General features: G+C 63.7%; 21 protein-coding genes and 1 other RNA gene. 14 read left to right on the top strand and 8 right to left on the bottom strand.

Annotated elements, in window-relative coordinates:
- The first annotated feature begins 270 nt into the window (after nt 1-270).
- The gene (locus BLU15_RS03415) at nt 271-585 is read left to right on the top strand and encodes an EthD family reductase (RefSeq protein WP_034792570.1); all 315 of its coding nucleotides are present in this window, start codon (nt 271-273) and stop codon (nt 583-585) included.
- A 151-nt stretch (nt 586-736) separates the two neighbouring features.
- Here BLU15_RS03415 and BLU15_RS03410 read toward each other — a convergent pair whose 3' ends face one another.
- Nucleotides 737-1,558, bottom strand: a complete 822-nt coding sequence (locus BLU15_RS03410; protein ID WP_034792573.1) for a cyclase family protein — start codon at nt 1,556-1,558, stop codon at nt 737-739.
- A gap of 317 nt (nt 1,559-1,875) precedes the next feature.
- Between BLU15_RS03410 and BLU15_RS03405 the strand changes: the two genes are divergently transcribed.
- Both BLU15_RS03405 and BLU15_RS03400 read left to right on the top strand, forming a co-directional pair.
- Entirely contained in the window at nt 1,876-3,057 is a 1,182-nt protein-coding gene (locus tag BLU15_RS03405; protein WP_060582713.1) for an efflux RND transporter periplasmic adaptor subunit, read from the top strand.
- Nucleotides 3,058-3,116: 59 nt separating this feature from the next.
- On the top strand, nt 3,117-6,227 hold the full coding sequence (locus BLU15_RS03400) for an efflux RND transporter permease subunit (protein ID WP_060516170.1): 3,111 nt from the start codon (nt 3,117-3,119) through the stop codon (nt 6,225-6,227).
- Nucleotides 6,228-6,254: 27 nt separating this feature from the next.
- On the opposite strand, the gene BLU15_RS03395 is transcribed toward BLU15_RS03400, so the two are convergent.
- Nucleotides 6,255-6,686, bottom strand: a complete 432-nt coding sequence (locus BLU15_RS03395) for an anthrone oxygenase family protein (protein ID WP_034792578.1) — start codon at nt 6,684-6,686, stop codon at nt 6,255-6,257.
- A gap of 191 nt (nt 6,687-6,877) precedes the next feature.
- Entirely contained in the window at nt 6,878-7,138 is a 261-nt protein-coding gene (locus tag BLU15_RS03390) for a hypothetical protein (protein ID WP_060515956.1), read from the bottom strand.
- Nucleotides 7,139-7,453: 315 nt separating this feature from the next.
- On the opposite strand from BLU15_RS03390, the gene BLU15_RS03385 reads away from it, so the two are divergent.
- From BLU15_RS03385 to BLU15_RS03375, 3 genes are all read left to right on the top strand, one after another.
- The gene (locus tag BLU15_RS03385; RefSeq protein ID WP_162731974.1) at nt 7,454-8,860 is read left to right on the top strand and encodes an FAD-binding oxidoreductase; all 1,407 of its coding nucleotides are present in this window, start codon (nt 7,454-7,456) and stop codon (nt 8,858-8,860) included.
- Nucleotides 8,861-9,116: 256 nt separating this feature from the next.
- On the top strand, nt 9,117-12,833 hold the full coding sequence (locus BLU15_RS03380; RefSeq protein WP_371589298.1) for an AsmA family protein: 3,717 nt from the start codon (nt 9,117-9,119) through the stop codon (nt 12,831-12,833).
- Between the two features lie 466 nt (nt 12,834-13,299).
- Nucleotides 13,300-14,634, top strand: a complete 1,335-nt coding sequence (locus BLU15_RS03375) for a TadE/TadG family type IV pilus assembly protein (RefSeq protein ID WP_060515958.1) — start codon at nt 13,300-13,302, stop codon at nt 14,632-14,634.
- 74 nt (nt 14,635-14,708) lie between these two features.
- Here the strand turns inward: BLU15_RS03375 and BLU15_RS03370 are convergent, their stop codons facing one another.
- The 5 genes from BLU15_RS03370 to ssrA all read right to left on the bottom strand — a co-directional run bounded on the left by BLU15_RS03370 (nt 14,709) and on the right by ssrA (nt 17,432).
- Entirely contained in the window at nt 14,709-15,497 is a 789-nt protein-coding gene (locus BLU15_RS03370) for a hypothetical protein (RefSeq protein WP_034792592.1), read from the bottom strand.
- A gap of 375 nt (nt 15,498-15,872) precedes the next feature.
- Nucleotides 15,873-16,109 (bottom strand): ribbon-helix-helix domain-containing protein, encoded by a 237-nt coding sequence (locus BLU15_RS03365; RefSeq protein WP_034792594.1) that lies wholly within the window; start codon nt 16,107-16,109, stop codon nt 15,873-15,875.
- An 88-nt stretch (nt 16,110-16,197) separates the two neighbouring features.
- Nucleotides 16,198-16,404 (bottom strand): DUF4169 family protein, encoded by a 207-nt coding sequence (locus tag BLU15_RS03360; RefSeq protein WP_034792596.1) that lies wholly within the window; start codon nt 16,402-16,404, stop codon nt 16,198-16,200.
- Between the two features lie 18 nt (nt 16,405-16,422).
- A complete protein-coding gene (locus tag BLU15_RS03355) occupies nt 16,423-16,935 on the bottom strand; it encodes an SspB family protein (RefSeq protein WP_090294299.1) in 513 nt (170 codons plus the stop codon).
- 138 nt (nt 16,936-17,073) lie between these two features.
- Nucleotides 17,074-17,432: a transfer-messenger RNA gene (gene ssrA, locus BLU15_RS03350) on the bottom strand.
- A gap of 146 nt (nt 17,433-17,578) precedes the next feature.
- Here ssrA and BLU15_RS03345 point away from each other — a divergent pair.
- From BLU15_RS03345 to BLU15_RS03310, 8 genes are all read left to right on the top strand, one after another.
- Complete coding sequence (locus BLU15_RS03345; protein WP_034792600.1) at nt 17,579-17,887, top strand: DUF2853 family protein; 309 nt, start codon at nt 17,579-17,581, stop codon at nt 17,885-17,887.
- Nucleotides 17,888-17,986: 99 nt separating this feature from the next.
- On the top strand, nt 17,987-18,781 hold the full coding sequence (locus BLU15_RS03340) for a thymidylate synthase (protein ID WP_060515960.1): 795 nt from the start codon (nt 17,987-17,989) through the stop codon (nt 18,779-18,781).
- A gap of 167 nt (nt 18,782-18,948) precedes the next feature.
- Nucleotides 18,949-19,554, top strand: a complete 606-nt coding sequence (locus tag BLU15_RS03335; protein WP_060515961.1) for a glutathione S-transferase — start codon at nt 18,949-18,951, stop codon at nt 19,552-19,554.
- Nucleotides 19,547-20,083, top strand: coding sequence for a dihydrofolate reductase (locus tag BLU15_RS03330; RefSeq protein ID WP_090294298.1), 537 nt, complete (start codon nt 19,547-19,549; stop codon nt 20,081-20,083). Before BLU15_RS03335 ends, BLU15_RS03330 begins: the two co-directional genes overlap by 8 nt.
- Before the next feature lie 156 nt (nt 20,084-20,239).
- Nucleotides 20,240-21,358 carry an FtsH protease activity modulator HflK gene (gene hflK / locus BLU15_RS03325; RefSeq protein WP_034792611.1) on the top strand — a complete coding sequence of 373 codons (1,119 nt, stop codon included), beginning with the start codon at nt 20,240-20,242 and terminating at the stop codon, nt 21,356-21,358.
- Nucleotides 21,355-22,275: a protease modulator HflC gene (gene hflC, locus BLU15_RS03320; protein WP_060515963.1), complete on the top strand. Its 921-nt coding sequence runs from the start codon at nt 21,355-21,357 to the stop codon at nt 22,273-22,275. The genes hflK and hflC overlap by 4 nt, the downstream gene beginning before the upstream one ends.
- 7 nt (nt 22,276-22,282) lie before the next feature.
- Nucleotides 22,283-22,468, top strand: a complete 186-nt coding sequence (locus tag BLU15_RS03315) for a DUF2065 domain-containing protein (RefSeq protein ID WP_034792618.1) — start codon at nt 22,283-22,285, stop codon at nt 22,466-22,468.
- Between the two features lie 6 nt (nt 22,469-22,474).
- Nucleotides 22,475-22,861, top strand: coding sequence for an ACT domain-containing protein (locus BLU15_RS03310; RefSeq protein ID WP_034792627.1), 387 nt, complete (start codon nt 22,475-22,477; stop codon nt 22,859-22,861).
- The last annotated feature ends 15 nt before the right edge of the window (nt 22,862-22,876 follow it).

The following is a 22,876-nucleotide window of genomic DNA, read 5'->3' as shown; positions in this document are numbered from 1 at the left end:
TTGCCGCGCTCGATCAACCCCGCGGCATCGTTGCCGTCCACAAACGATGCGCGTCCTTCAGCACCTTCCTCTGTCGCTATCGCAACCTCGTCGAACGCTTCGTCAGCACTCAGGCACTTCCGTGCCGTCGTCACCGGCTTCGACAAGCACAGCGAAAACGACCTTGCTCTCGTCAAACTCGCTTCAGCCAAAACCTGGTTGTGCTCTATAGGTCGGTGACCTAGAAGAAGCTTCGAACGCTCGGAGCGGCGTTCAGGCAGGAGCCCGACCATGATCAAGATGAGCGTCTACTATCCGGCCGATGGCGGCTCGAAGTTCGATCACGACTACTACCGCACCCGCCACATGCCACTGATCCAGGAACGGCTCGGCGATGCCTGCCTGCGCTACGAGATCGATAAGGGCCTTGCGGGTCGCGAGCCTGGAAGCGCGCCGGGGTTCGTCGCGGCGTGCCACGTCTACTCGCCGAGCCTCGAGACATTCCAGGAGGCGTTAGGTCCCCACCGCGCCGAGATTGCCGCGGATGTCGCCAACTATACGGACATCGCGCCCATCGTGCAGATCAGCGAAGTCGTTGGAGGGTAGGGTGCTTTGGCGCACCATGACCCATGGTGGCGCAGCCGGTGCGGAACCGGTTGACGGTCGGGGACATGTGGTTGCCGTCGAAGCGTAAACGACCTTGCTCTCGTCAGTCTAGCTTCAGCCAAAACCTGGTTGTGCTCTATAGGTCGGTGACCTAGGCCAGCGCGAAGACGCGGGCCGGGCCGCCGGTGCCGCCGCGGTGCTTCGGTGCGCCGAGGATGAGGGTTGCGCCCTTGACCGGCAGCTTGTCGAGATTGGCTGCTGCCTCCAGCCCCCAGCGACCCTCCGGCAGCCAGGCGTAATGCGTGGCGAAATCGGGCGAGGGGCCATGGTCGAGCGACAGCGTATCGACGGCGATACCGGCTGCCTTGCTTTCCTCGATCAGATATTTGGCCGCCTCGACGTGGAAGCCGGGGAAATGCAGCTTGCCGCCGCCATCGGCATTGCGGAACTTGTCCGTGCCCAGATGCGCGCCCCAGCCCGACAGCATGGCGACGCAGGCGTTTTCCGGGATCTCGCCATTGGCGGCGACCCAGGCCTTGAGGTCGTCGGGCGTCACCTGCGCATCGGCATCGGCCTCAGCCTTCTTTCTGATATCGACAATCACCAGCGGCACCACCAGCTTGTCGACGGGCAGTTCGGCGACCGAGAGGCCATCGGCGGAAAAGTGCAGGGGCGCGTCGACATGGGTGCCGGTGTGTTCGTTCACCCGGAGCTCGAACATGTTGAACTTGTCTTTTGCGTAGTTGAACTTCTCCTCGCGGAAGAACTGCTGCTGGCCGAAGAAGGTCGGGAAATCTTCGTGCAACTCGTGGGTCAGGTCGGTGACGCTTGAATGCCCCTGCGCCAGCGCCGGCGGGGCCGCGCCCACGCTTGCGGCGGCAAGACCCGCGGTTCCGACCGCGGCGGCTTTGAAGAAGCTGCGGCGCGAGAGCATGCGCTCTTTCACCGTTTCCATAACACAGGCATCGCACATCGACTTCTCTCCCCCAAGAGGCCTGAAGACAGGCGCAAAGCCGGCCGAAACACGCTGCCGGCGGTTGCAGGATAGCGCAGTGTCGGCGGCTGTAAACGGTAATTCTCTAGTGAATTTCTGGACAAAGCTGCGAGGCGTCGAGCGAAGCCCCCGTGCGTCATCATCCCGCCAACAAATTCGCTTTTATTACAATTGCGTAATGATGGTATTCTGTCGTTGCCCCGACACGCGCGAACAGGGATACTCCGCGCACAATCGGAACGAACCGCCGGCCGCGCCGCGCTGGGGCGTGTTTTATGTTTAATTCGGAGACTTGAATGCGGGTTTGGAAACAGCTTGCGGTGAGCGCCGCTGTGCTTCTCGTGGGCGCAGCCGTCTGGGTGCGTTTTGTGCCTGGTGCTGGTGAAACGCTGGCGGCGATTGGTGTTTCGCATCCGCTGATTGATGCCTTGTCCAAGCCGGGCGCCGGTGGCGGCGAGGGCGGCGAACGCGGCAATGGCCGCGGGCAGGGCGGCAACAACGCCATTCTCGTCATGGTCCGGCCTTCGGGCACGTCTGTTGTCAACGACCGGCTGAACGCGATCGGCAACGGCGAGGCGATCCATTCCGTCACCGTGACGCCGACGGCAACCGGCAACCTCACCGAAATCCTCGTGCGCTCCGGCGAAAAGGTGTCGCAGGGTCAGGTCATTGCCAAGCTCGACAGCGACGACCAGAAGATTGCTGCCGACCAGGCGAGGCTGACACGTGACAGCGCACGCGAAAAGGTCGAGCGCTACCGCAACCTGAGCACCGCCCGCGCGGTGACAGCCGTGGACGTGCGTGACGCCGAAATCGCCATGCAGACCGCCGAGCTGGCGCTGAAGACCGCAGAGCTCGACCTCAAGCGCCGCGACATCGTGGCGCCGTCGAAAGGCGTCGTCGGCATCATCACCGTCAATGTCGGCGACTACGTCACGACCACGACGCCGATTGCCGTCGTCGACGACCGCTCGGAAATCCTCGTCGATTTCTGGGTGCCCGAGCGCTTCGCCAACAAGATCTTCGTCGGCCAGCCCGTCACCGCCTTCGCCATCGCCCAGCCGGGCAACCAGCTCGACGGTGCGATCCACGCGATCGACAACCGCCTCGATCAGGCGAGCCGGACGCTGCGCGTGCGCGCACGGCTTGAAAACCCCGACGACAAGCTGAGGGCGGGCATGTCCTTCTCGGTCACCGTGGCCTTTGACGGCGACACCTATCCGACGGTCGATCCGCTGGCGATCCAGTGGAGTTCGGAAGGCTCCTATATCTGGCGCGTCTCCAGCGACAAGAGCGAGAAGGTGCCGGTGAAGATCATTCAGCGCAACCCGGACAAGGTGCTGGTGGACGCCGCACTGTCGGAAGGCGACGAGATCGTCACCGAAGGCGTGCAGCGCCTGCGCGACGGCGGCGCCGTGCGCATCGCCGGCCGCGAGAACAAGCAGGAACCGCAGAAGGTTGCGGAGGAAACCAAGTGAGCGGCGGCGACAGTCAGGCAAGCGGCCATGGTGCCGGCCAAGGCAGCGCCGGCGGCCAGATGTCGGCCCGCGAACGCGGCAAGACCGGCTTTACGGCACTCTTCATCCGCCGGCCGATTTTCGCGCTGGTGGTCAACACGCTGATCGTCGTTGCCGGCCTTGCGGCCTGGAACGGCATCGAGATCCGCGAACTGCCGCAGGTCGACCAGCCGGTCATCTCGGTGACGACGACGCTCGATGGTGCCGCACCCGAGACGATGGACCGCGAAGTAACGTCGGTCGTCGAAGGGGCGGTCTCGCGCGTGCAGGGCATCCGCGACATTTCCTCGACCTCGTCCTTCGGCCGCAGCCGCGTGACGCTGCAGTTCTCCGACACGACCGATATCGGCCAGGCTTCCAACGACATTCGCGACGCGCTCGGCCGGGTGCGCAACCAGCTTCCCGACAATGTCGACGAGCCGAGCATCGTGAAAGCCGATGCCGACAGCCAGCCGATCATGCGGCTGGCGCTGACCTCCGATACGATGTCGATGGAAGACATGACGCTGCTCGTCGAAAACGAGATCAGCGACCGGCTCGCCGCCGTTGAAGGCGTGGCCGACGTTGCCGTCTATGGCGACCAGGAGAAGATCTTCCGCATCGACCTCGACCAGGCGAAGCTCGCCGGGCGCGGGGTAACGGTCGCCAACCTCAGGACCGCGCTTGCCAACGCCTCCTACGACGTGCCGGCCGGCAAGCTGACGAGCGCCAGCCAGGACATTTCGGTGCGCGCCACGGCCGACCTGCAGACGCCGGAGCAGTTCGAAAACCTGATCCTCGTCAACAATGTGCGCCTGCGCGACGTGGCGACCGTCACGCTCGGTCCCGACACCGGCACGACGGCGCTGCGCTCCAACGGCCGCCAGGGCATCGGCCTTGGCATCGTGCGCCAGGCGCAGTCCAACACCGTCGATATCTCCGAGGGCGTGCGCAAGGTCGTCGAGACGATCCAGACGCAGATCCTGCCCGAGGGCACGCAGCTCCGCATTACCAGCGATGACGCCGTCTTCATCAACGGCGCTATCCACGAGGTGGAAATCGCGCTGATCGTCGCGGTCTTCATTGTGACGCTGGTCATCTACATGTTCCTGCTCGACTGGCGGGCGACGCTGATCCCGACGATCTCGATGCCGATCGCGCTGATCGGCACGGTGGCGGCGATCTATCTCGCGGGCTTCTCGATCAACATCCTGACGCTGCTCGCGATCGTGCTTGCGACCGGGCTTGTCGTCGACGACGCCATCGTGGTGCTCGAAAACATCGTGCGAAGGCGCGCCGAGGGGCTTGGACCACGCGCGGCGGCCGTTCACGGCACGCTCGAAGTGTTCTTCGCGGTGCTGGCGACGACCGCGACGCTTGCCGCCGTCTTTGTGCCGCTCTCGTTCCTTCCGGGCCAGACCGGCGGTCTCTTCCGCGAGTTCGGCTTCGTGCTTGCCTTCGCGATCCTCCTGTCCTCCTTCGTGTCGCTGACGCTTTGCCCGATGCTCGCCTCGCGCATGCTGACGAAGGATACGCATACGGTGCCGGGGCCGATGGCGCGGTTCGGTGCGCGGGCGGCCGGGTTCTACCGGGTGACGCTGCGCGCCTGCCTCAACTCGCCGCTGATCGTCTTCGTCGTCGCGGGCTTCTTCACCGCCATGGGGGCTGCCGGCTTCCTGACGCTGAAATCGGAGCTGACGCCGACGGAAGACCGCTCGCAGATCATGATGCGCATCAACGCGCCGCAGGGCGTTTCGCTCGAATACGCCCAGGCCCAGATGCGCCGCATCGAGGACGGTTTGCAGCCGTTGGTGAAATCCGGCGAGATCGACAACATCTTCTCGATCTCCGGGCAGGGCGGTTCGGTCAACAGCGGCTTCATGGTGCTGACGCTCGCTCCCTGGGACAAGCGTGACCGCACCCAGCAGGAGATCGTCACCGACATCAACAAGGTGACCGGGCGCATCCCCTCGGTTCGCGTCTTTGCCATGCAACCGAACAGTCTCGGCATTCGCGGCGCCGGCAGCGGCCTGCAGGTGGCGCTCGTCGGCAACGACTACAACAAGCTCGGTGATGCCGCGGCAAAGCTGGTGCGCCAGATGGAAGACACCGGCCGCTTCGAAAACGTCCGCCTCAACTACGAGGCCAACCAGGCGCAGCTTTCGATCACCATCGACCGCGAGCGCGCCTCCGACATGGGTGTCGATATCGGCGGCCTTGCCTGGGCGCTGCAGGCCATGCTCGACGGCAACAGCGTCGTCGACGTCTATGTCGACGGCGAATCCTATCCGGTGAAGCTTCTGTCCTCGACCAACCCGGTCAACGACCCGACCGATCTGCAGAACATTTTCCTCAAGGCCGGCGACGGCAAGATCGTGCCGATGTCGACGATCGCCAGCGTCGAGGAGATGGCGGTGGCGCCGCAGCTGTCGCGGGAATCGCAGCTTCGCGCCGTTTCGCTTTCGGCCGGCCTCAAGTCCGATCTGGCGCTCGGCGAGGCACTGACCATGGTCGAGCAGATGGCAGAGCCGCTTCTGCCGCCGGGCTCACGGATCATGCCGCTTGCCGAAGCCGCAACGCTCAACGAAAACGCCAACGGCCTCTTCGTCACCTTCGGCTTCGCGCTCGTCATCATCTTCCTGGTGCTGGCGGCCCAGTTCGAAAGCTTCGTCAGCGGCCTGATCATCATGTCGACGGTGCCGCTGGGGCTTGCCTGCGCGGTCTTTGCGATGATCATGACCGGCAACACGCTGAACATCTACAGCCAGATCGGCCTCGTGATGCTTGTCGGTATCATGGCGAAGAACGGCATCCTCATCGTCGAATTCGCCAACCAGCTGCGCGACCGCGGCCAGGACGTGCGCTCGGCGATCGAGAATGCCGCCAACATCCGCCTGCGCCCTGTCATGATGACGATGATCGCCACCATCGTCGGCGCGGTGCCGCTGGTGCTTGCCAGCGGCGCGGGCGCCGAGGCGCGCATCGCGCTGGGCTGGGTGCTCGTCGGCGGTCTCGGTCTTGCGGTGATCGTCACCCTCTACCTGACGCCGGTCGCCTATCTGGTGATCGCACGCTTCACCAAGCCGCATGCGGACGAGGAGCGCAAGCTGCACGAGGAAATGGATGCGGCGGCAGCGCTGGAGGTGCGCTAGCCGGAACGGCCGTCGCGCGACGGCTTATTATTCGAGCCCGGCGGCAACGAGAAAGATCGCTGCCGCCAGCCCGCCGAGCGCGCTGCGCCCCGCGTGAAGCCTGCCCCAGAGACCGAGGAGATCTCGGCTTTCCGGGCCGGCGTCGTCCGGCCGGACTGCCTCCAGCTGGCGATTGACCGGCATCACGAAGAGCAGCGTATAGGGCCAGTTCAGGATGATGATCGCGGCCCCCAGCCCCCACAGCACATGGCCGGTCTGTCCCCAGGCACCGGCGCCGAACAGGCCCGAGACGAGCGCGAGCGTCGCCTGCATCTCGAAGCCGCGCCGATAGGACGGCACCCACTGCACGAGTGCGGCGCGATCATCGAGATGCAGCCGTGCGGGCTGTTCTGCCCAGGTGATGTAGATGGCGGCGCCGAAGAAAACCGACGCGGTGAGCAAAGCGGTTAGACCCAGCATTTGCCTCTCCTTCCTTCACGCCTCCATCATAATCCAAGGCTCACGAAACGGCAGGTGTTTTCTGCCGTTTCGCTCTCATACGTAGCAGTACCGGAGTTCGGTCGGTCTGAGGCGTGACTTTTGCCAGCAGCAAATGTGGTGCGACGCGGCTTGCCCGTTTGCAAGGCCCTCTGTCTACGGGCCCGCCCGCCCTATGTGCCGTCACGCCGCACGGCCAGCGCCGTCGCGCAGAGCACGACCTCCACCTCTTCTTCGAGTTCGAGGCAGATCTGCCGGTACTCGTCAGCGAGATCCGGGCGGCCGCCGCCCAACACGAGTGCGTCCCGCATGTTGACCGCGAGTTCATAACTGCAGAACAGCTCAATCATGCAATCTGACGATGCCGACGCGATGCTGCCCCTCAAGTGCGGCAACCGCATCATCAGTCGCTTTCTGCCGATCTCTCCAAGCACGTCACACGTCCTTCCGCTCGGCCTTTATACGCAAGGACTTCCCGAGCGGATCACCGCGCGGCGCGGTGTGGAGATGACATTTCGGCAAACGGGGACATATCGTGTCGGCTTTTCAGCGTTGGTGTTTTCCACGCTGTCATACAGTCTTGTGACACTCCGGTCTCACGTCAGGCGTTTTCCTGCGCTACTGTGACCGGGAAGTGCGCGAGCGTCTGGACAAAGTGATTCCGATTTGCACAGTAGCGCCTTGAAATGACTGCGCTTCCCGAACATCGAAAAGGCGGCGTGGCGAATGCAAGAGGAAGGGCGTTTTCCGTGGCATTGAAGGCGATCAGGGCTGGCGCGAGAAACGAGGCGGGGATTGCGGCGGCGAAGGCGGACCTTTCCGCCCGCTTCGGCGACCGGTTCCAGACGGGCGAGGCGATCCGCGCCCAGCATGCCCACACCACCACCTATATTCCGGCACAGCTTCCCGACGGCGTGCTGTTTGCCGAAAGCGCCGGGGACGTGCGCGAGATCGTCCAGATCGCCGCTCGACACAAGGTGCCTCTGATCCCGTTCGGCACCGGCTCTTCGCTCGAAGGTCATATCAACGCGCCCCATGGCGGCATCTCGGTCGATCTCTCGCGTATGAACAAGGTGCTCGAGGTCAATGCCGAGGACCTCGACTGCCGCGTCGAGCCGGGCATCACCCGCGAGGAGCTCAACACCTACCTGCGCGACACCGGCCTGTTCTTCCCGATCGATCCCGGCGCCAACGCCTCGATCGGCGGCATGGCCTCGACGCGGGCGTCGGGCACCAATGCGGTGCGCTACGGCACGATGAAAGACAATGTGCTGGCGCTGACGGTGGTGACCGCTGACGGGCGCGAGATCCGCACGGCGCATCGGGCGCGCAAGTCGTCTGCCGGCTACGACCTGACGCGGCTTTTCGTCGGGGCCGAAGGCACGCTCGGCATCATCACCTCGATTACGCTCAGGCTGCAGGGTATTCCGGAGGTCATTTCCGGCGGCGTCTGCCCGTTCCCGACGATCGAGGACGCCTGCAACGCGGTGATCCTCACCATCCAGTCGGGCATTCCGGTCGCGCGCATCGAACTGCTCGATGCGCTGCAGATGAAGGCCTGCAACGGCTATTCCGGCCTTTCCTATCAGGAGACGCCGACGCTCTTCGTCGAATTCCACGGCAGCCCCGAGAGTGTCGAATTACAGGCGCGCCAGTTTGGCGAGATCGCTTCGGAGTTCGGGGCCAGCGACTTCCTCTGGACCACCAATCCGGAGGAGCGGGCGCGGCTCTGGAAGGCGCGGCACAATGCCTATTGGGCGCAAAAAAGCCTGATCCCGGGCGCGGCGATCCTGTCGACCGATGTCTGCGTGCCGATCTCGCGGCTGGCGGAATGCGTGGCGGCAACGCAGGAAGATAGCGCCGCCCACGGGCTGACGGCGCCGATCGTCGGCCATGCCGGCGACGGAAACTTTCATGTCGGCTTGCTGTTTGACGACAAGGATCCGGCGGACGTGGCGCGGGCCGAGGCCTTTGTCGAGCGGCTGAACGCGCGGGCGCTCGCCATGGACGGCACCTGCACCGGCGAGCACGGCATCGGCCAGGGCAAGATGCCGTTCCTTGAGGCCGAACTCGGCGACGCGCTCGATCTGATGCGCCAGATCAAGCACTCGCTTGATCCGGACAATATCTTCAACCCGGGCAAGATTTTCGCTTGAGGAGAGATACGCGCGGCGGGCCGTTTTTTGGGACAATGCGCCGGCGACAAAGTGTGATACTGCATAATTCTCAAAGTCGGAATCGACCCCTCGGGAATTATGCGGCAAATCAAAGATGCTACGGCGCCATCAACGGCGCTGCAGCCGGGCGCCGGTTTCTGGCGCTTAAATCGATTTGCGGCGCGGATGCGCCGATGAACGGAATGGGAATATAGGCACGGTGCTTTCGCGAATTCTTCTTGCCGTCGGCGGACTTGTGGTCGTTGCGCTCTTTGCGGCGCTGATCGCCCCGTGGTTCATCGACTGGACGGGTTTCCGCAAGGAGTTCGAGCGCGAGGCAAGCCGCATCATGGGCAAGCCCGTCGTCGTGCATGGCAGCGTCGATGCGCGGCTGATCCCATTCCCAACCGTGACGCTCAACGACGTGCGCGTCGGCGCCGCCGAGGACGGCGACCCGCTGATCCAGGTGGCGCAGTTCTCGATGAGCGCCGAGCTTGCGCCGTTCCTGAGCGGCGAGGCATTGATCTTCGACATGAAGCTCGATCGTCCGCGGGCCAAGGTGCGCCTGTTGCCCGACGGTACGCTCGACTGGGCGAGGGGCCGCCGGGCCTCGATCCCGGCCAAGACCGTCGTGCTTGAAAACGTCGAGATCACCAATGGCCAGGTCGAATTCGTCGACGAGCAGACCGGCCGCACCCGCCGCGTGAGCGGACTTGCCGCAGACATTTCGGCCCGCACGCTCGCCGGGCCCTGGAAGGTTGAGGGGCGCGCCGCGCTCGATGGCGAAGCCGGCAGTTTCTCCTTTACCAGCAACGAAGTGGACGAGGCGGGTACGCTCAGCCTGAAGGCGCGGGTAACGCCCGACAAGCGTCCCTTCGGCGTCGAGACCGACGGTTCGCTGCGCATCGTCGATTTCAGGCCGGTCTATAGCGGCCGCTTCACGCTGACGGAGAACCGCCCGCAGGCCGAGACGAAGGATGCGGATGGGCGGGCGCCGCTGCGCATAAACGGCAACTTCCAGCTGACCAACGAGAGCATCCGCGTCCCGGAATATCGCTTCGAAATCGGCCCGTCGGATGATCCCTATGTGGTCACCGGCGAGGCAACGCTCGATACCGGCAAGGACCAGAAGTTCCTGCTGATCGCCGACGGCCAGCAGATCGACGTCAGCCGCATCGGCCCGAGCCGCAACAACAAGACCGGCCGCGATCCGGCGATCTCGATGCGCCAGCGGCTCGAAGCCATGCTGGCGATCGCCGGCGAAATTCCCATCCCGCAGGTGCCCGGCCGCGCCAGCCTGAAGCTGCCGGCGATCGTCGTCGGCGATACGACGGTCCGCGACGTGCGGATCGACGTACAGCCCGATGGCGCCGGCTGGGTGATCGACAATGTCGTGGCGCTGCTGCCGGGGCGCACGCAGCTCGAAGCCAAGGGGCGGCTGAACCTCAAGGGACAGCGCACTTTCCGCGGCGACCTTCTGCTGGCCTCCAACCAGCCTTCCGGCCTTGCCAACTGGCTGGCGGGCTCGGTCGATCCGGCGATCCGCAAGCTGAGGACCGCCGGCTTTTCCGCCAAGGTGAACCTCACCGATACATTGCAGCAGTTCGAGAACCTCGAAGTGGCGGCCGACGAGGCGAGCCTCAAGGGGCGGCTGGAGCGACAGTCCTTCGCCGACCAGCAGCCGAACCTTTCGCTGCAGCTGAAGGGTAATCGCATCGACTTCGAAGCCTTGCAGGCGCTGACCGGGCTGGTGGCGGGCGACGCTTCCACCGACACCTTGCTGCAGCACGCGATTGCCGCCGATCTTTCGGCTGACGAGTTTTCCGCCTTCGGCGAGCAAGCGCAGGACGTGCAGGCGGTGCTGACGCTGAAGAACGGCCAGCTCCAGGCCGAACGCGTGGCGATCGGCTCGCTCGCCGGCGCACAGCTCGCCTTTTCCGGCCGGGCCAGCGGCGACCTCGAAAAGCCCGTCGTCTCGGCCAAGATGAAGCTTGCCGCCAAGAACCTGACGCCGTTCCTGGAAATGATCGGCCGCCACGCGGTCAATCATCCAGCGCTCCGGCAGTTGATCAAGGCCGGTCCCTATTACAGCGACACGGCCTTCGACGTGACGCTGACGGCCGGCAACAAGGAAGGCAACGCGCCCGCGACCTTCGGCATCTTCGGGACCGCGAACGGTACCAAGATCGCCGCCAGCTACCAGGCGCCCGACATGGCGCAGGCGCTGACCGGCAAGGCCATGCTTTTGGAAGCGACGCTCGAAAATCCCGAGACGCGGCTCCTGCTCGGCCAGACGGGTTTCGATCCCTTGCCCTTCGATGCGGATGCCAACGGCATTCTCTCCGTCAAGCTGCAAAGCACCGACGGACCGACGGCGAACGGCACGGTGACCTTTACGACCGAGAAGACGTCGCTCGCCGCCAAGGGCAGCGTCGATCTTTCCCGCGATCATTTCCTCGAAGGTCAGGCGAAGGTGACGCTGCAGACCCAGGACCTGGAGCCCTATCTTCTGCTCCAGGGCGTGGCCTTGCCGCAGATGGGCAGCGGCCTGCCGCTGACCGTCTCTGCCGATATCGCGACGACGCCCGAAACAATTGCGCTGACCACTGTCGAGGGCAAGGCCGACCACAACGGCTTTACCGGCAATCTGACGATCGACCGCAAGACACCGGGGGCGGCCAGCGGACAGCTGACGCTCGACGCGCTCGATCTCGCCTGGCTCGGCGAGGGCGTCCTCGGACCGATCGAGGATACGAACGGGGCCTTCTCGAAGGGGGCTCTGGCGCAGCCTGCCTGGACCGGGCTCAACGTGGCGCTGGACGTGCAGGCGCAGAAATTCTGGCCGGGCGTCTATGGCGCGGTCACGAGCTTTGCCGGCAAGATGGAATGGAAGGGCGACGAGGTCGCGCTGACCGATGCGGCCGGCGACTGGCTGGGCGGCAAGCTCGCCGGGCGGGTGCAGATCGGCAATGCCAATGGCTCGGGCTTCCTGCGCTCGCGCCTGGACGTCAAGGGCGGCGACCTTGCCCAGGCGGGCTGGGCCCATGCGGGCACGCCGGTCGCGACCGGGACTTTCGATCTTTCGGTAGCACTTGAGGCATCGGGTGCAACGCCCGAGGCGATGGCGCATTCGGCAAGCGGCTCGGGTACCACGACCTTCAACGGCATGACGCTCGCCGGCATCAACAGCGCAGCTCTGCCGCAGTTGATCGCGGCAGCCGATGCGCTGAAGACGCAGATCTCGGCGGACGCGATCAGAAGTGCGGCGGAGGCGACGATCTTCTCGGGTCAATCGCTGGTCGGCGTCGTCAAGGCACCCTTCAGCATCGCCGGCGGGGTGCTCCGGGCGCAGAACGTGACGGCTGGCGACGGCAATGCCGCGATGACCGGCGAGGCTTCGCTGGACCTTGCGGCGGGCCGGATCGACGCCGGCATCGATCTGACTTTCCGGCCGGGTGACGAGGCGCTTGCCGGTGCCGAGCCGCGTGTGCGCATCGGCTATGCCGGCCTGCTGGAAGCACCGGGCGTCGATCTCAACGTTGCCGATCTCGCGAACTTCCTGTCGCTTCGCGCCTTCGAGCGCGAGCGCCGGCGGGTCGAGATCCTGCAGGCGAACGTGCTGGAGAAGCAGCGTCTGCGCCGCGAACTTGCGCTTTACAAGGCGCGGGCGGAGGCAAGAGAACTGGAGCGCAAACGCGCCGTTGCCGAGGAACGCCGGCGCGCAGCCGGCGCTGCCGAGGCCGCCCGCCTCAAGGCGGAAGCAGATGCGCGAGCAGAGGCCGAGCGCAAGGCCGAAGCGGAGCGACAGGCGGAAGCCGCGCGTCGGGCGGCAGAGGCAGCGCGCAGCGCCGGACAGGGCCAGCCGATCCCGCAGACGGGACCGACCCCCCAGACCGTACCGGACGGTGCCACCGGCACCCCTCCCGGACAGAGGCTCAACTTCGACGTCCTGCCCGACGTTACCGTACAGTAGCCGGCGACTATGCCGGAGCACGACGCTCCCTGGCTTTCGGGGCCGGAGATGCGCTTCCAATTTCGCATCCGGCCATGATCCCATCCTTGGCTTGTGCCCCCTGAAGAGCGTCGCGATCTTTCAGCTTCGCTCTCTGCGCTTTTGATTTTTCGCATGTCGATATCCCAAGACCGCTGCGCGCTTTTGCGCGACATGCTCTGGCTTCAGATTTTGAACGTACCTTTATCGGGCGGCATTCTCTTGGTTTCCGGCGCATCGTGGCGCGCGAACGGGATCGGCAGAGTTTTAACGAATTCTGAAGCACATCCTCCACTATTGATCGCTAAATTAGCAATTTGCGTTGGATGGGGCAGGGGGTGCGGCTTGCGGGCCGCGTCTTTAATCGGCGCATGGGAAGGACGACGTCGATCGCTCCGGATTGACCCGAGCGGCGCGTCGCCGTCTGCTGAGGGGGCAACGATCAGAGATGCGCTACAATTTGAGGAAGAGAGCCGCCCGTATCTTTGCGGACGAGCGCGGCAACTTTACCGTTCTGACCGCGCTGATAGCGGTGCCGTTGTTGAGTGCCGCGTCGATCGCCATCAACCTGGCGCGGATCAATCTCGAGGCCGCGAAGATGCAGACGGCGCTCGATGCCGCTGCCTTCTCGGCGGTCAAATCCTACGGCGAGGGCGAGACCGAGGCCAGTGCCAGGGATCTCGCCAACAACGTCTTCTTTGCGAATTTCGGCCAGCCGGAGATCGTCGATCAGCTCGGCCCGGAGAGCGGTGTGGCGGTGGCGGCCACGCCGGTGCAGATCGCCTTCGGCGCCGCCGGCGTCGAGACCACGGCGACCGCGGCCTACGCGCTGAAATACAATCCGCTCTTCTTCGGGCTGCAGCCCTATACGATCGACCGGGAAAGTGTTGCCGCGCGCATGCCCGGGAGAGAGGCCTGCATTCTGGCGCTGCACCCGACGGCGAGCCGGGCCTTCGAGGTCAGCGGCGGGGCGAGCGTCGACACATCCGGCTGTACGATCACGTCGAACTCGACCGACGCGCAGTCGATCTACCTCAGCGGCTCGGCCACGCTCAAGGCCGAGTGTCTCTACGCCGCCGGCAAGGTGTCCGCGACGCTCGCCAACCTGCAGCTTGCCTGTGGCAAGGCGGTAGAGGAGGTGACGCCAATTGCCGACCCCTTCCGGTCGAAGAAGATGCCGACCACGGCAGGCTGGGTGAGCCTTGCTGGCTGCGGGCAGAATTTCGTCGGCGGCGGTGGCGGCAACGGCGACTGCAACGGCACCGGCAAGACGCCGAACAACGCGCCCGACACCTACCGCGTCGAGCTGAAGCCTGGCACCTATGGCGATCTCGAAATCAAGGGCAAGGTTCTTCTGAGACCCGGCAACTACATCATCGACGGCGGTAGCCTGAAGTTCACCAGCCAGTCGGTGGTGAGCGCCGAAGGGGTAACCTTCTTCCTCCTGAACGGCGCCCAGCTCGACATTCACGGCGGGGCGACCTTCCAGGTCAGCGCGCCGACGACCGGCGACTGGGCCGGCTTCTCGATCGTCGCCGGGCGCAACAACACGGCCAGCGCCACCATCAACGGCAACAGCGCCTCGTCGCTCGCCGGCATCATCTACATGCCGGCGTCGCGCGAGATCCAGTATGCTGGCAACGGATCGACCGGCGGTGAATGCGTGCGCATCGTCGCCCAGGAAATCACCATGATCGGCAACAGCAGCTTCAAGCTGGATTGCAAGGCGGTGCTGGCCAACACCACGATCAACAACCCCGGCGCGATCCGGCTGGTGCGATAATGACGGACGCGTCTTGCCTCCGGCCGTTGGGCCGGCGGCGTGATCGCTTGCCGGTGTCCAGGCGCGCCTTGCCTTCAGAAGCGGATGGACAGTCCGAGGATTGGACCTTGCTGGACCACGTCGAAGATGAAGCCGTCATTGTCGTAGTTGACGCCCAGCGCACGATAACCGGCGATCGCCGAGATCGTGTCGTTGAAACGGTAGCCGAGGCCAAGGCCGACGTCCCAGTCGATGTCGGCGCCGCCGGCGCCGACCAGGCCCCAGCCGGTCAGGTAGATCTCCGGGGTGAAGAAGTAGTTGCCGCGCACGCCCACCATGCCGTCGACCCAAGTCTTGCGGTCATCGCGGCTGATACCGTCGAGCGGGCCGCCCTGAAAGGATATGGTGGTGTTGACCGACCAGATCCTGGCGCCGCCGACCACGTCGAGATGCGAGTTCTGATCCTCAAACACCGTGTAACCGACGCCGATGAGGCCGGCGAAGGTCTCCGATTCCACATCGACCGTATCGGTGAAGACGCCGCGCGCTTTGCCGTCGCCGGAGAGCTTCGTATAGATCAAGTCACCAAAGACGCTGAAGCGGTCCTTGCGCGCTTCGACGGTGGCCATGGCGGCGAAGTCGAGATTGCTCCAGATGTCGCTGAAGCTGGAGTCGATGTGAACGGTCGGGAGCCCGAATTGCGCTGTGTCGCCGGAGAGGCCCGCCATCCAGAAATAGGGCGCGAAGGTGAATTGCCAGCCGCTCTCGGTTTCTTCCACGGGGGCCGCGGGCGCCATCAGCGGCGTGATGTCGGCCGCGTGGGTCGGCAGGGCGAACAACAGGCCAAGGCAGGCCGTGAGGCCCAGTCGTGTAGGGATACTCATGAAACGCCTCCCGCTTGAGACAATCCCTGAAACGAGAGACGGGCCCGTCTGGAATTGCGCACTACAGACTCTCGAACACAAGGGCAGCGGAAAGTCGCCGCCTCCCGATGTGGGTATTGTTATATAAGTTTATTCGAATACAACTGTTTTGGCCCGAAACGGCGAAGCGGGACATGCCAAATGCCGCGCGCTGTTGCATCGGCCACACAGTTGCCTTGGATCCGCCAATGCCTGTCGCCCGACACTGTACAGCGCTCGTGCGGCAACGGCGTGAGAACAAGGGCTCAAGGTCTCGCGACTAGCCCTTTGATGTGAAAGGCCTTGGGCGAGTTCTGGCCGCGAATTCTGGCCGTGCTGGCCATCGACGGCGGGAGCTCAGGTCTCGTCGGGCAAGAGCGTCGAGCGTTGCGATTTCAGCCATTCGAGCACATGGACGCGCAGTGCCGAGGAGAGGTTGCTGTCAGGCGTGCGCTGGTCGTCGATTTCGGCGATCAGCTGGGCAAGCGGCACCGCCCGCGTTTCGGCGATCGTCTTCAGTTCCTGCCAGAAGGCGTCTTCGAGCGAGAAGCTGGTGCGGTGGCCGTGGAGCGTTGCGGAATGCTTACGGATCATCGCCCGGCCTTAGAGACTGATTCAAGGAATTGGCATTTCGAGTCCGGAAGCTGCCGCAAGTCCTTGCTCCGGAATCACTTTTGCGGGCTCAGTCCTTGTCGACGTCGCCTTCGGCAGGGCGCTCGATGCGGCCCTGGTCAAGGCGGGTCTCCGCCTTGTCGTTCAGCGCTTTCGTCAGGGATTTCTCGGCCTTGGTGCGGCCGAAGGAGATGCGGTTCTGCTCGGCCTGCTTGTCCTTTTCCGTGCGCTCGCGACGCTTGCGGAACTGGCGCAGATTGACGACGTCTCCGGTCATGAGCCGCGGCTCCTCGGATCAGTTCTTCTTGCGAAAGGAATCGAGCGAGACGACGGAGCCGCCGCCATTCTTCGGCTCGGTTGGCTTGTCGTCCTTGGCCGAGGTCTCGGCATTGTCTTCCGGAACGGGATAGGCGGTGATCTCCGCCGATTCCTGTTCTTCTTCCTCGCCGGCCGCCACGTCGAACTCCAGTTCGAAATTGACCGACGGGTCGTAGAAGCCACGGATGGCGTTGAACGGGATCACCAGCCGTTCGGGCGTGTCGGAGAAGGAGAGGCCGATTTCGAAGCCGATTTCGGTGACTTTCAGCTCCCAGAACTGGTGCTGGACCACGATGGTCATCTGTTCGGGATACTTGGCTTTCAGGTGCTGCGAGATGCGCACGCCCGGCGCGCCGGTCAGAAAGGTGATGAAGAAGTGATGCTCTCCCGGCAAGTGACCGGTGGTGGCAACCTCCGTCAGGACCTTTCGGATGACGCTGCGCAGTGCGTCCTGTGCCAGAATGTCGTAGCGGATGTGGTCCTGGCCCATGAGCGTCCCGTCTTTCCTCGAACTCAATCTACTGTCTGCTGCCGGCTTGGAGGTCAAGCCGTCAGCTTTTCATTGCCCGTCTGAAGCAGACGAGTCAATTATTCAAGCATCTATAGACCATTTCGAAGCGGGGGAGAAGGTGAAGGCTTCTGTTGCCAGGTGCCTTCGGACCCCGCCTTACGGTGCTACCCGGAAGGACTTGATTTGAAGTGTCGCACCGCGATTAAGCAGCGAGACGTGCTTCAGCATAGTTGTCGTTTGCAACTATAAGTTTAGCCCGATAACGGTGGTACAATGCCGAGCAAAAAGTCGATCTTTACGCCCTTGTCGATCCTATTTCGCCCCCATCAAAAGCCGATCGATTCTGATCGGTTTTTGGTGGAGGCGCCGGGTACCGCCCCCGGGTCCAATGGGTTTATTTCATCGCCCGTTTATTGCCATAGCCGCCCGAAGACGGCAGAGTTCATATAGGTCTTTCCGGGCCCCAAGAAAAGGGGGATGTGTCGGATATATGACTTTCTCCCGGACTGCCCGGTGCCGAACCGCCTTGACTTGACCGACATCCATGAAAAACTCCCGCTGCTGCCACGCGGCCGGCAATCTCCGGCCGCAGTTTCGAAAAGCAAAGCAAGCTGGAGGCCTCATGACGGACTACCTCGCAGATGTGCAGAAATACGACAGCGGCGCCGACGAAGCGATCGTGAACAAGATCGTGCGTCACCTTGGCATTGCGCTTCGCAACCGGGATTCCTCGCTCGTTTCGGCGTCGGATCCGAAAGAGCTCGAGCGGGTCAAGGAGAAATGGTGCGAGAAGAAGCTCGGCATCAGCGGCGCCGATGCGGACAGCGCGATCGACGCCACCGTCAAGGCGATGTCGGCGGACCGGTCGAAATCGCGCGTCACCTTCTATTATCTGGTGGCCAAGAACCTCGGCAAGCTGCAGACCTTGTAGCTCCCCGCCGAATTATCCGGGATAATCGTCCCGTGGTCATTGGTTCGCCGCCGGCTTCGTCCTAAATTTAGCGAAAGTACGAATCGGCGGCGCCAGATCATGCAGCAATATCTCGACCTTCTCGACCATGTGATGACCAACGGATCCGACCGCGGCGACCGGACGGGAACGGGCACGCGCTCGGTCTTCGGCCACCAGATGCGCTTCGACCTCTCCGAGGGCTTCCCGGTGCTGACGACCAAGAAGCTGCACCTGCGCTCCATCATCCATGAACTGCTGTGGTTCCTGAAGGGCGACACCAATATTCGCTATCTCAAGGAAAACGGCGTCACCATCTGGGACGAATGGGCAGACGAGAACGGCGACCTCGGCCCGGTCTATGGCTACCAGTGGCGCTCCTGGCCGGCGCCGGACGGGCGCCATATCGACCAGATTGCCGGCCTCGTCGAGAGCCTGAAGACCAACCCGAATTCCCGCCGCCACATCGTCTCGGCCTGGAACCCGGCGCTCGTTGACGAGATGGCGCTGCCGCCCTGCCATTGCCTTTTCCAGTTCTACGTCTCCGACGGCAAGCTCTCCTGCCAGCTCTACCAGCGCTCGGCCGACATCTTCCTCGGCGTGCCCTTCAACATCGCTTCCTATGCGCTCTTGACGATGATGGTGGCGCAGGTGACGGGCCTGAAGCCGGGTGATTTCGTGCACACGCTTGGTGACGCGCACATCTACCACAACCATTTCGAGCAGGCCCGGCTGCAGCTCACCCGCACGCCGAAGGCGCTGCCGCGGATGGAAATCAATCCAGACGTGAAAGATCTCTTTTCCTTCCGTTTCGAAGACTTTACGCTCGTCGGCTACGAAGCCGATTCATCCATCAAGGCGCCGATCGCCGTCTGACATATCCTGATGCTGCGGGTGGCCGGTCCGCATTTCTGAATTCTTCTCGATGCCGATGCCGCGCCACCCTTCGGGCGAGGCAGGAGCTTCCGTCGCCCGCACGCGCAGGGGCCGGCAATCCAAGGTGAGGGGCGGCCGGGGAGGGCTGTCGTCCAAGGGAGGTATCGATGCTCACACTCGTTCATGCGCCGCTGTCGCGATCCTCGCGCATCGTCTGGCTGCTTGAGGAGCTGGGCGCGGAATACGAGATCCGCTACGTCTCGATCCGCCGCTGGGACGGCTCGGGTGAGCCCGACGACAACAACCCGCATCCGCACAAGCAGGTGCCGGCGCTCATCCATAATGGCGCGGTGATCTGGGAGTCGGCCGCCGTCGTGCAGTATCTCACCGACCTCTATCCCGATTGCAGCCTCGGCCGGCCGCCCGGCCACAAGGAGCGTGGCGCCTATCTCTCCTGGCTTGCCTATTACGCGGGGGTGATCGAGCCGACGGCGCTTGCCCATATCTCCGGCGCCACCATCAACAACCCGGCACAGGCGCGGCTCTACAGCGAAATGTGCGCCCATGTGATCGACGTGCTCACCCGACGGACCTATCTGCTCGGCGAGACGATGAGTGCCGCCGATCTGCTCTTGGCAAGCGCGCTGCAGTGGATGCGCAAGATCCTGCCGGAAAGCACGGTCGTCGATCGCTACATCCGCGTGGTGACGGACCGGGCAGCCTATGACCGCGCCAGAGAAATCGACAGCAAACCGAACGGGTTCCATGACTGAAACGAAGACCACCCACCCGAAGATATCGATCGTCGTCGCCGTTGCCGCAAACGGCGTCATCGGCCGCGACGGCGATCTGCCCTGGCGGCTTTCGACCGATCTCAAGCGCTTCAAGGCGCTGACGATCGGCAAGCCCGTGATCATGGGGCGCAAGACCTGGGCGTCGCTCGGGCGTCCGCTTCCCGGCCGCGCCAACATCGTCATCACCCGCAACGCGGATTTTGTGGCGGAAGGGGCAAGCGTCGTCCCGTCGCTCGATGCGGCGGTAGCGCTTGCCGGCCGAGAGGCGGAGGCCGCGGGCGTGGACGAGATCTGCGTGATCGGTGGCGGCGAGATCTACCGCCAGTCGATCGCGCGTGCCGATATCTTGCATGTGACCGAGGTGCAGGCGACCGTGGATGGCGACACGCGCTTCCCCGATATCGATCCCGGCATTTTCGAGAAGGTCTTCGAAGAGGACCTGCCGCAGGGTGGAAAGGACAGCCACGCCATGCATTTCGTCACCTTTAAGCGGCGTGCGACAGCCTGACGCGGCGGATCGTCAACTATTTTGAACCATTTACGGTGAACTCGGGTCTATCGCGTTGAAAGCGGTGCGGGTGATACCTATAACGGTTTCACATCATGAACGACCGTGCGGTGGCGCGGCCGTTCAGCGTGGGAAGTATTCAAAAGAGAGGTTTTGATGCCCTGGAGCAATCAGAATGGCGGCGGCGGTGGCCCATGGGGCGGCGGCGGTGGCGGCGGCAATCAGGGGGGTCCCTGGGGCCAGGGGCCAAACCGGCCGCGTGGCGGCAAGGGCGGCCCGCCGGATCTGGAAGAGATCATTCGCCGTGGCCAGGACCAGCTCAAGAACGTCGTTCCCGGCGGCTTCAATGGTGGCGTCTTCGCCATTATCGGCCTGCTGATCGTCGGTTTTGTCCTGATCAATTCGATCTACACGGTGCAGCCGGACGAGCGCGGCGTCGAGATGCGCTTCGGCAAGCCGAAGGACGAGATCTCGATGCCTGGCCTGCACTATCATTTCTGGCCATTCGAGACCGTCGAATTCGTCAAGATCACCGAGCAGCAGCAGAACATCGGCGGGCGCTCGAGCGGCCAGTCGAATTCCGGCCTGATGCTCACCGGCGACCAGAACATCGTCAACGTCCAGTTCTCGGTTCTTTACTCGGTCACCGATCCGAAGGCTTACCTCTTCAACGTCGAGAACCCGTCCGACACGCTGCAGCAGGTGGCCGAAAGCGCGATGCGCGAAGTCGTTGGTCGCCGTCCGGCGCAGGACATCTTCCGTGACAACCGTCAGGCGATCGCCGCGGACGTGAAGAGCACGATCCAGGCAACGATGGACACCTACGGCACCGGCGTTTCCGTCAACACGGTCGCCATCGAGGACGCCGCACCGCCGCGCGAAGTGGCCGATGCGTTCGACGAAGTGCAGCGCGCCGAGCAGGACGAGGATCGCTTCGTCGAAGAAGCCAACCAGTATGCCAACCAGGTGCTCGGTAAGGCACGCGGTCAGGGTGCGCAGATCCGCGAAGAAGCGGCCGCCTACAAGGACCGTGTCGTCAAGGAAGCACAGGGTGAGGCGCAGCGCTTCATCTCCGTCTATGACGAGTACTCCAAGGCGCCTGACGTTACCCGCAAGCGTCTCTATCTCGAAACCATGCAGGGCGTTCTCGGCAAGTCGAAGAAGGTCATCATCGACGAGAAGAACGGGCAGGGCGTACTGCCATATCTGCCGCTGAATGAAATCGGTCGTCCGACGACGTCGGGTGCCGCAGCAGTTTCGGGAGCAGGCCAGTGATCAATAATCGTACCTCCGTTATCCTGATCCTGCTCGCCGTCGTCTTCGTCGGCATCTATTCCTCGGTCTTCGTCGTCAACGAGCGTCAGCAGGCGATCGTCGTTCGCTTCGGTCAGATCAAGGACGTCAAGAGCCAGCCGGGCCTCTACTTCAAGCTGCCCTTCGCCTTCATGGATGCCGACCGCGTCCAGTACGTCGAAGACCAGGCACTGCGCTTCGACCTCGACAACATCCGTGTCCAGGTCTCGGGCGGCAAGTTCTATGAAGTTGATGCCTTCGTCGTCTACAAGATCTCCGATCCCCGCCGCTTCCGCGAGACGGTCTCGGGCGATCGCGACTCGGCGGAATCGCGTCTCAGGACCCGTCTCGACGCGTCGCTGCGCCGTGTCTACGGTCTGCGTGGCTTCGAGGCTGCTCTTTCGGACGAGCGTGCGTCGATGATGCGCGAAGTGCGCGCCGACCTCAAAACCGACGCGGAGTCGCTCGGCCTCAACATCGAGGACGTCCGTATCCGTCGCACCGACCTGACGCAGGAGGTCTCGCAACAGACCTACGACCGCATGAAGGCCGAGCGTCTGGCGGAAGCCGAACTGATCCGCGCCCGCGGTAACGAAGAGGGCCAGCGCCGCCGCGCGATTGCCGACCGTCAGGTCGTCGAAATCGTGGCCGAAGCCCAGCGCGATTCGGAAATCCTGCGCGGTGAAGGCGAAGCCGAACGCACAAGGACCTTTGCTGACGCCTTTGCGCGCGATCCGAAGTTCTTCGAGTTCTATCGCTCCATGACCGCTTACACGCAGTCGATCGGTAGCCCGGACACGACGCTGGTGCTTTCGCCGCATTCGGAATTCTTCCGTTACTTCAATAACTCGGAAGGCACTCCGCCGGCCGCGGCACCTCAAGCAGCGACCGGAAACTAGGCGGGCGATGTCAGACTTTCTGACAGGATTCGCTTTCTTCCTGATCATCGAGGGGCTGGTGTACGCACTGGCCCCTTTGGTTTTGGTGGAAATGGCGAAGCGTTTGCCGTATGTCCCCGAACATCAGCTTCGACTGGCGGGGCTCGTTTGCGTGGCTGCCGGGGTCGGACTTGTATGGTTGCTTCGAGGATAATGCGAAATGCCACATAAACTGCTGATCCGGCTGGTCGATGCCGAATACGCCATCACCCGCCTTAATATCGGCTCCAGCATGCCGGAATGGCTGCCGGGGCCGGGCTTCTGGACCGTGTCGAGCTCGCGCGAGGAGATGACGCTGGTCTGCCGGGCCGCCCGCGTGCCGTCCAGCGTCCAGAGTTCGCTCGGCTGGCGCTGCTTCCGTGTCGAGCAGCATTTTGCCTTTGACGTGCCCGGCGTGCTCGCCTCGGTGCTCCGGCCGCTTTCGGATGCCGGCGTCGGCGTCTTTGCCAATTCGACCTTCAGCACCGACTACATCTTCGTTGCCGGCTCCGATCTCGACAAGGCGGTCCAGGCGCTGAAAGACCACGGTCACGAGCTCACCACCTGATCAGCCACGCCCGGC

Source organism: Ensifer sp. YR511 (genome assembly GCF_900103045.1).
GTDB classification, from domain to species: Bacteria; Pseudomonadota; Alphaproteobacteria; order Rhizobiales; family Rhizobiaceae; genus Ensifer; species Ensifer adhaerens.
This window is presented reverse-complemented; position numbering and strand designations above follow the sequence as displayed.

What these genes read in the sequence shown, in the direction of transcription:
- BLU15_RS03330 (WP_090294298.1), top strand. Translation starts at nt 19,547, where the DNA reads ATGACTGAAACGAAGACCACCCACCCGAAGATATCGATCGTCGTCGCC.
- BLU15_RS03345 (WP_034792600.1), top strand. Translation starts at nt 17,579, where the DNA reads ATGACGGACTACCTCGCAGATGTGCAGAAATACGACAGCGGCGCCGAC.
- BLU15_RS03395 (WP_034792578.1), bottom strand. Translation starts at nt 6,686, where the DNA reads ATGCTGGGTCTAACCGCTTTGCTCACCGCGTCGGTTTTCTTCGGCGCC.
- BLU15_RS03375 (WP_060515958.1), top strand. Translation starts at nt 13,300, where the DNA reads ATGCGCTACAATTTGAGGAAGAGAGCCGCCCGTATCTTTGCGGACGAG.
- BLU15_RS03360 (WP_034792596.1), bottom strand. Translation starts at nt 16,404, where the DNA reads ATGACCGGAGACGTCGTCAATCTGCGCCAGTTCCGCAAGCGTCGCGAG.
- BLU15_RS03310 (WP_034792627.1), top strand. Translation starts at nt 22,475, where the DNA reads ATGCCACATAAACTGCTGATCCGGCTGGTCGATGCCGAATACGCCATC.
- BLU15_RS03355 (WP_090294299.1), bottom strand. Translation starts at nt 16,935, where the DNA reads ATGGGCCAGGACCACATCCGCTACGACATTCTGGCACAGGACGCACTG.
- BLU15_RS03340 (WP_060515960.1), top strand. Translation starts at nt 17,987, where the DNA reads ATGCAGCAATATCTCGACCTTCTCGACCATGTGATGACCAACGGATCC.
- BLU15_RS03415 (WP_034792570.1), top strand. Translation starts at nt 271, where the DNA reads ATGATCAAGATGAGCGTCTACTATCCGGCCGATGGCGGCTCGAAGTTC.
- hflK (WP_034792611.1), top strand. Translation starts at nt 20,240, where the DNA reads ATGCCCTGGAGCAATCAGAATGGCGGCGGCGGTGGCCCATGGGGCGGC.
- BLU15_RS03405 (WP_060582713.1), top strand. Translation starts at nt 1,876, where the DNA reads ATGCGGGTTTGGAAACAGCTTGCGGTGAGCGCCGCTGTGCTTCTCGTG.
- BLU15_RS03400 (WP_060516170.1), top strand. Translation starts at nt 3,117, where the DNA reads ATGTCGGCCCGCGAACGCGGCAAGACCGGCTTTACGGCACTCTTCATC.
- BLU15_RS03410 (WP_034792573.1), bottom strand. Translation starts at nt 1,558, where the DNA reads ATGTGCGATGCCTGTGTTATGGAAACGGTGAAAGAGCGCATGCTCTCG.
- BLU15_RS03370 (WP_034792592.1), bottom strand. Translation starts at nt 15,497, where the DNA reads ATGAGTATCCCTACACGACTGGGCCTCACGGCCTGCCTTGGCCTGTTG.
- BLU15_RS03315 (WP_034792618.1), top strand. Translation starts at nt 22,283, where the DNA reads ATGTCAGACTTTCTGACAGGATTCGCTTTCTTCCTGATCATCGAGGGG.
- BLU15_RS03365 (WP_034792594.1), bottom strand. Translation starts at nt 16,109, where the DNA reads ATGATCCGTAAGCATTCCGCAACGCTCCACGGCCACCGCACCAGCTTC.
- BLU15_RS03335 (WP_060515961.1), top strand. Translation starts at nt 18,949, where the DNA reads ATGCTCACACTCGTTCATGCGCCGCTGTCGCGATCCTCGCGCATCGTC.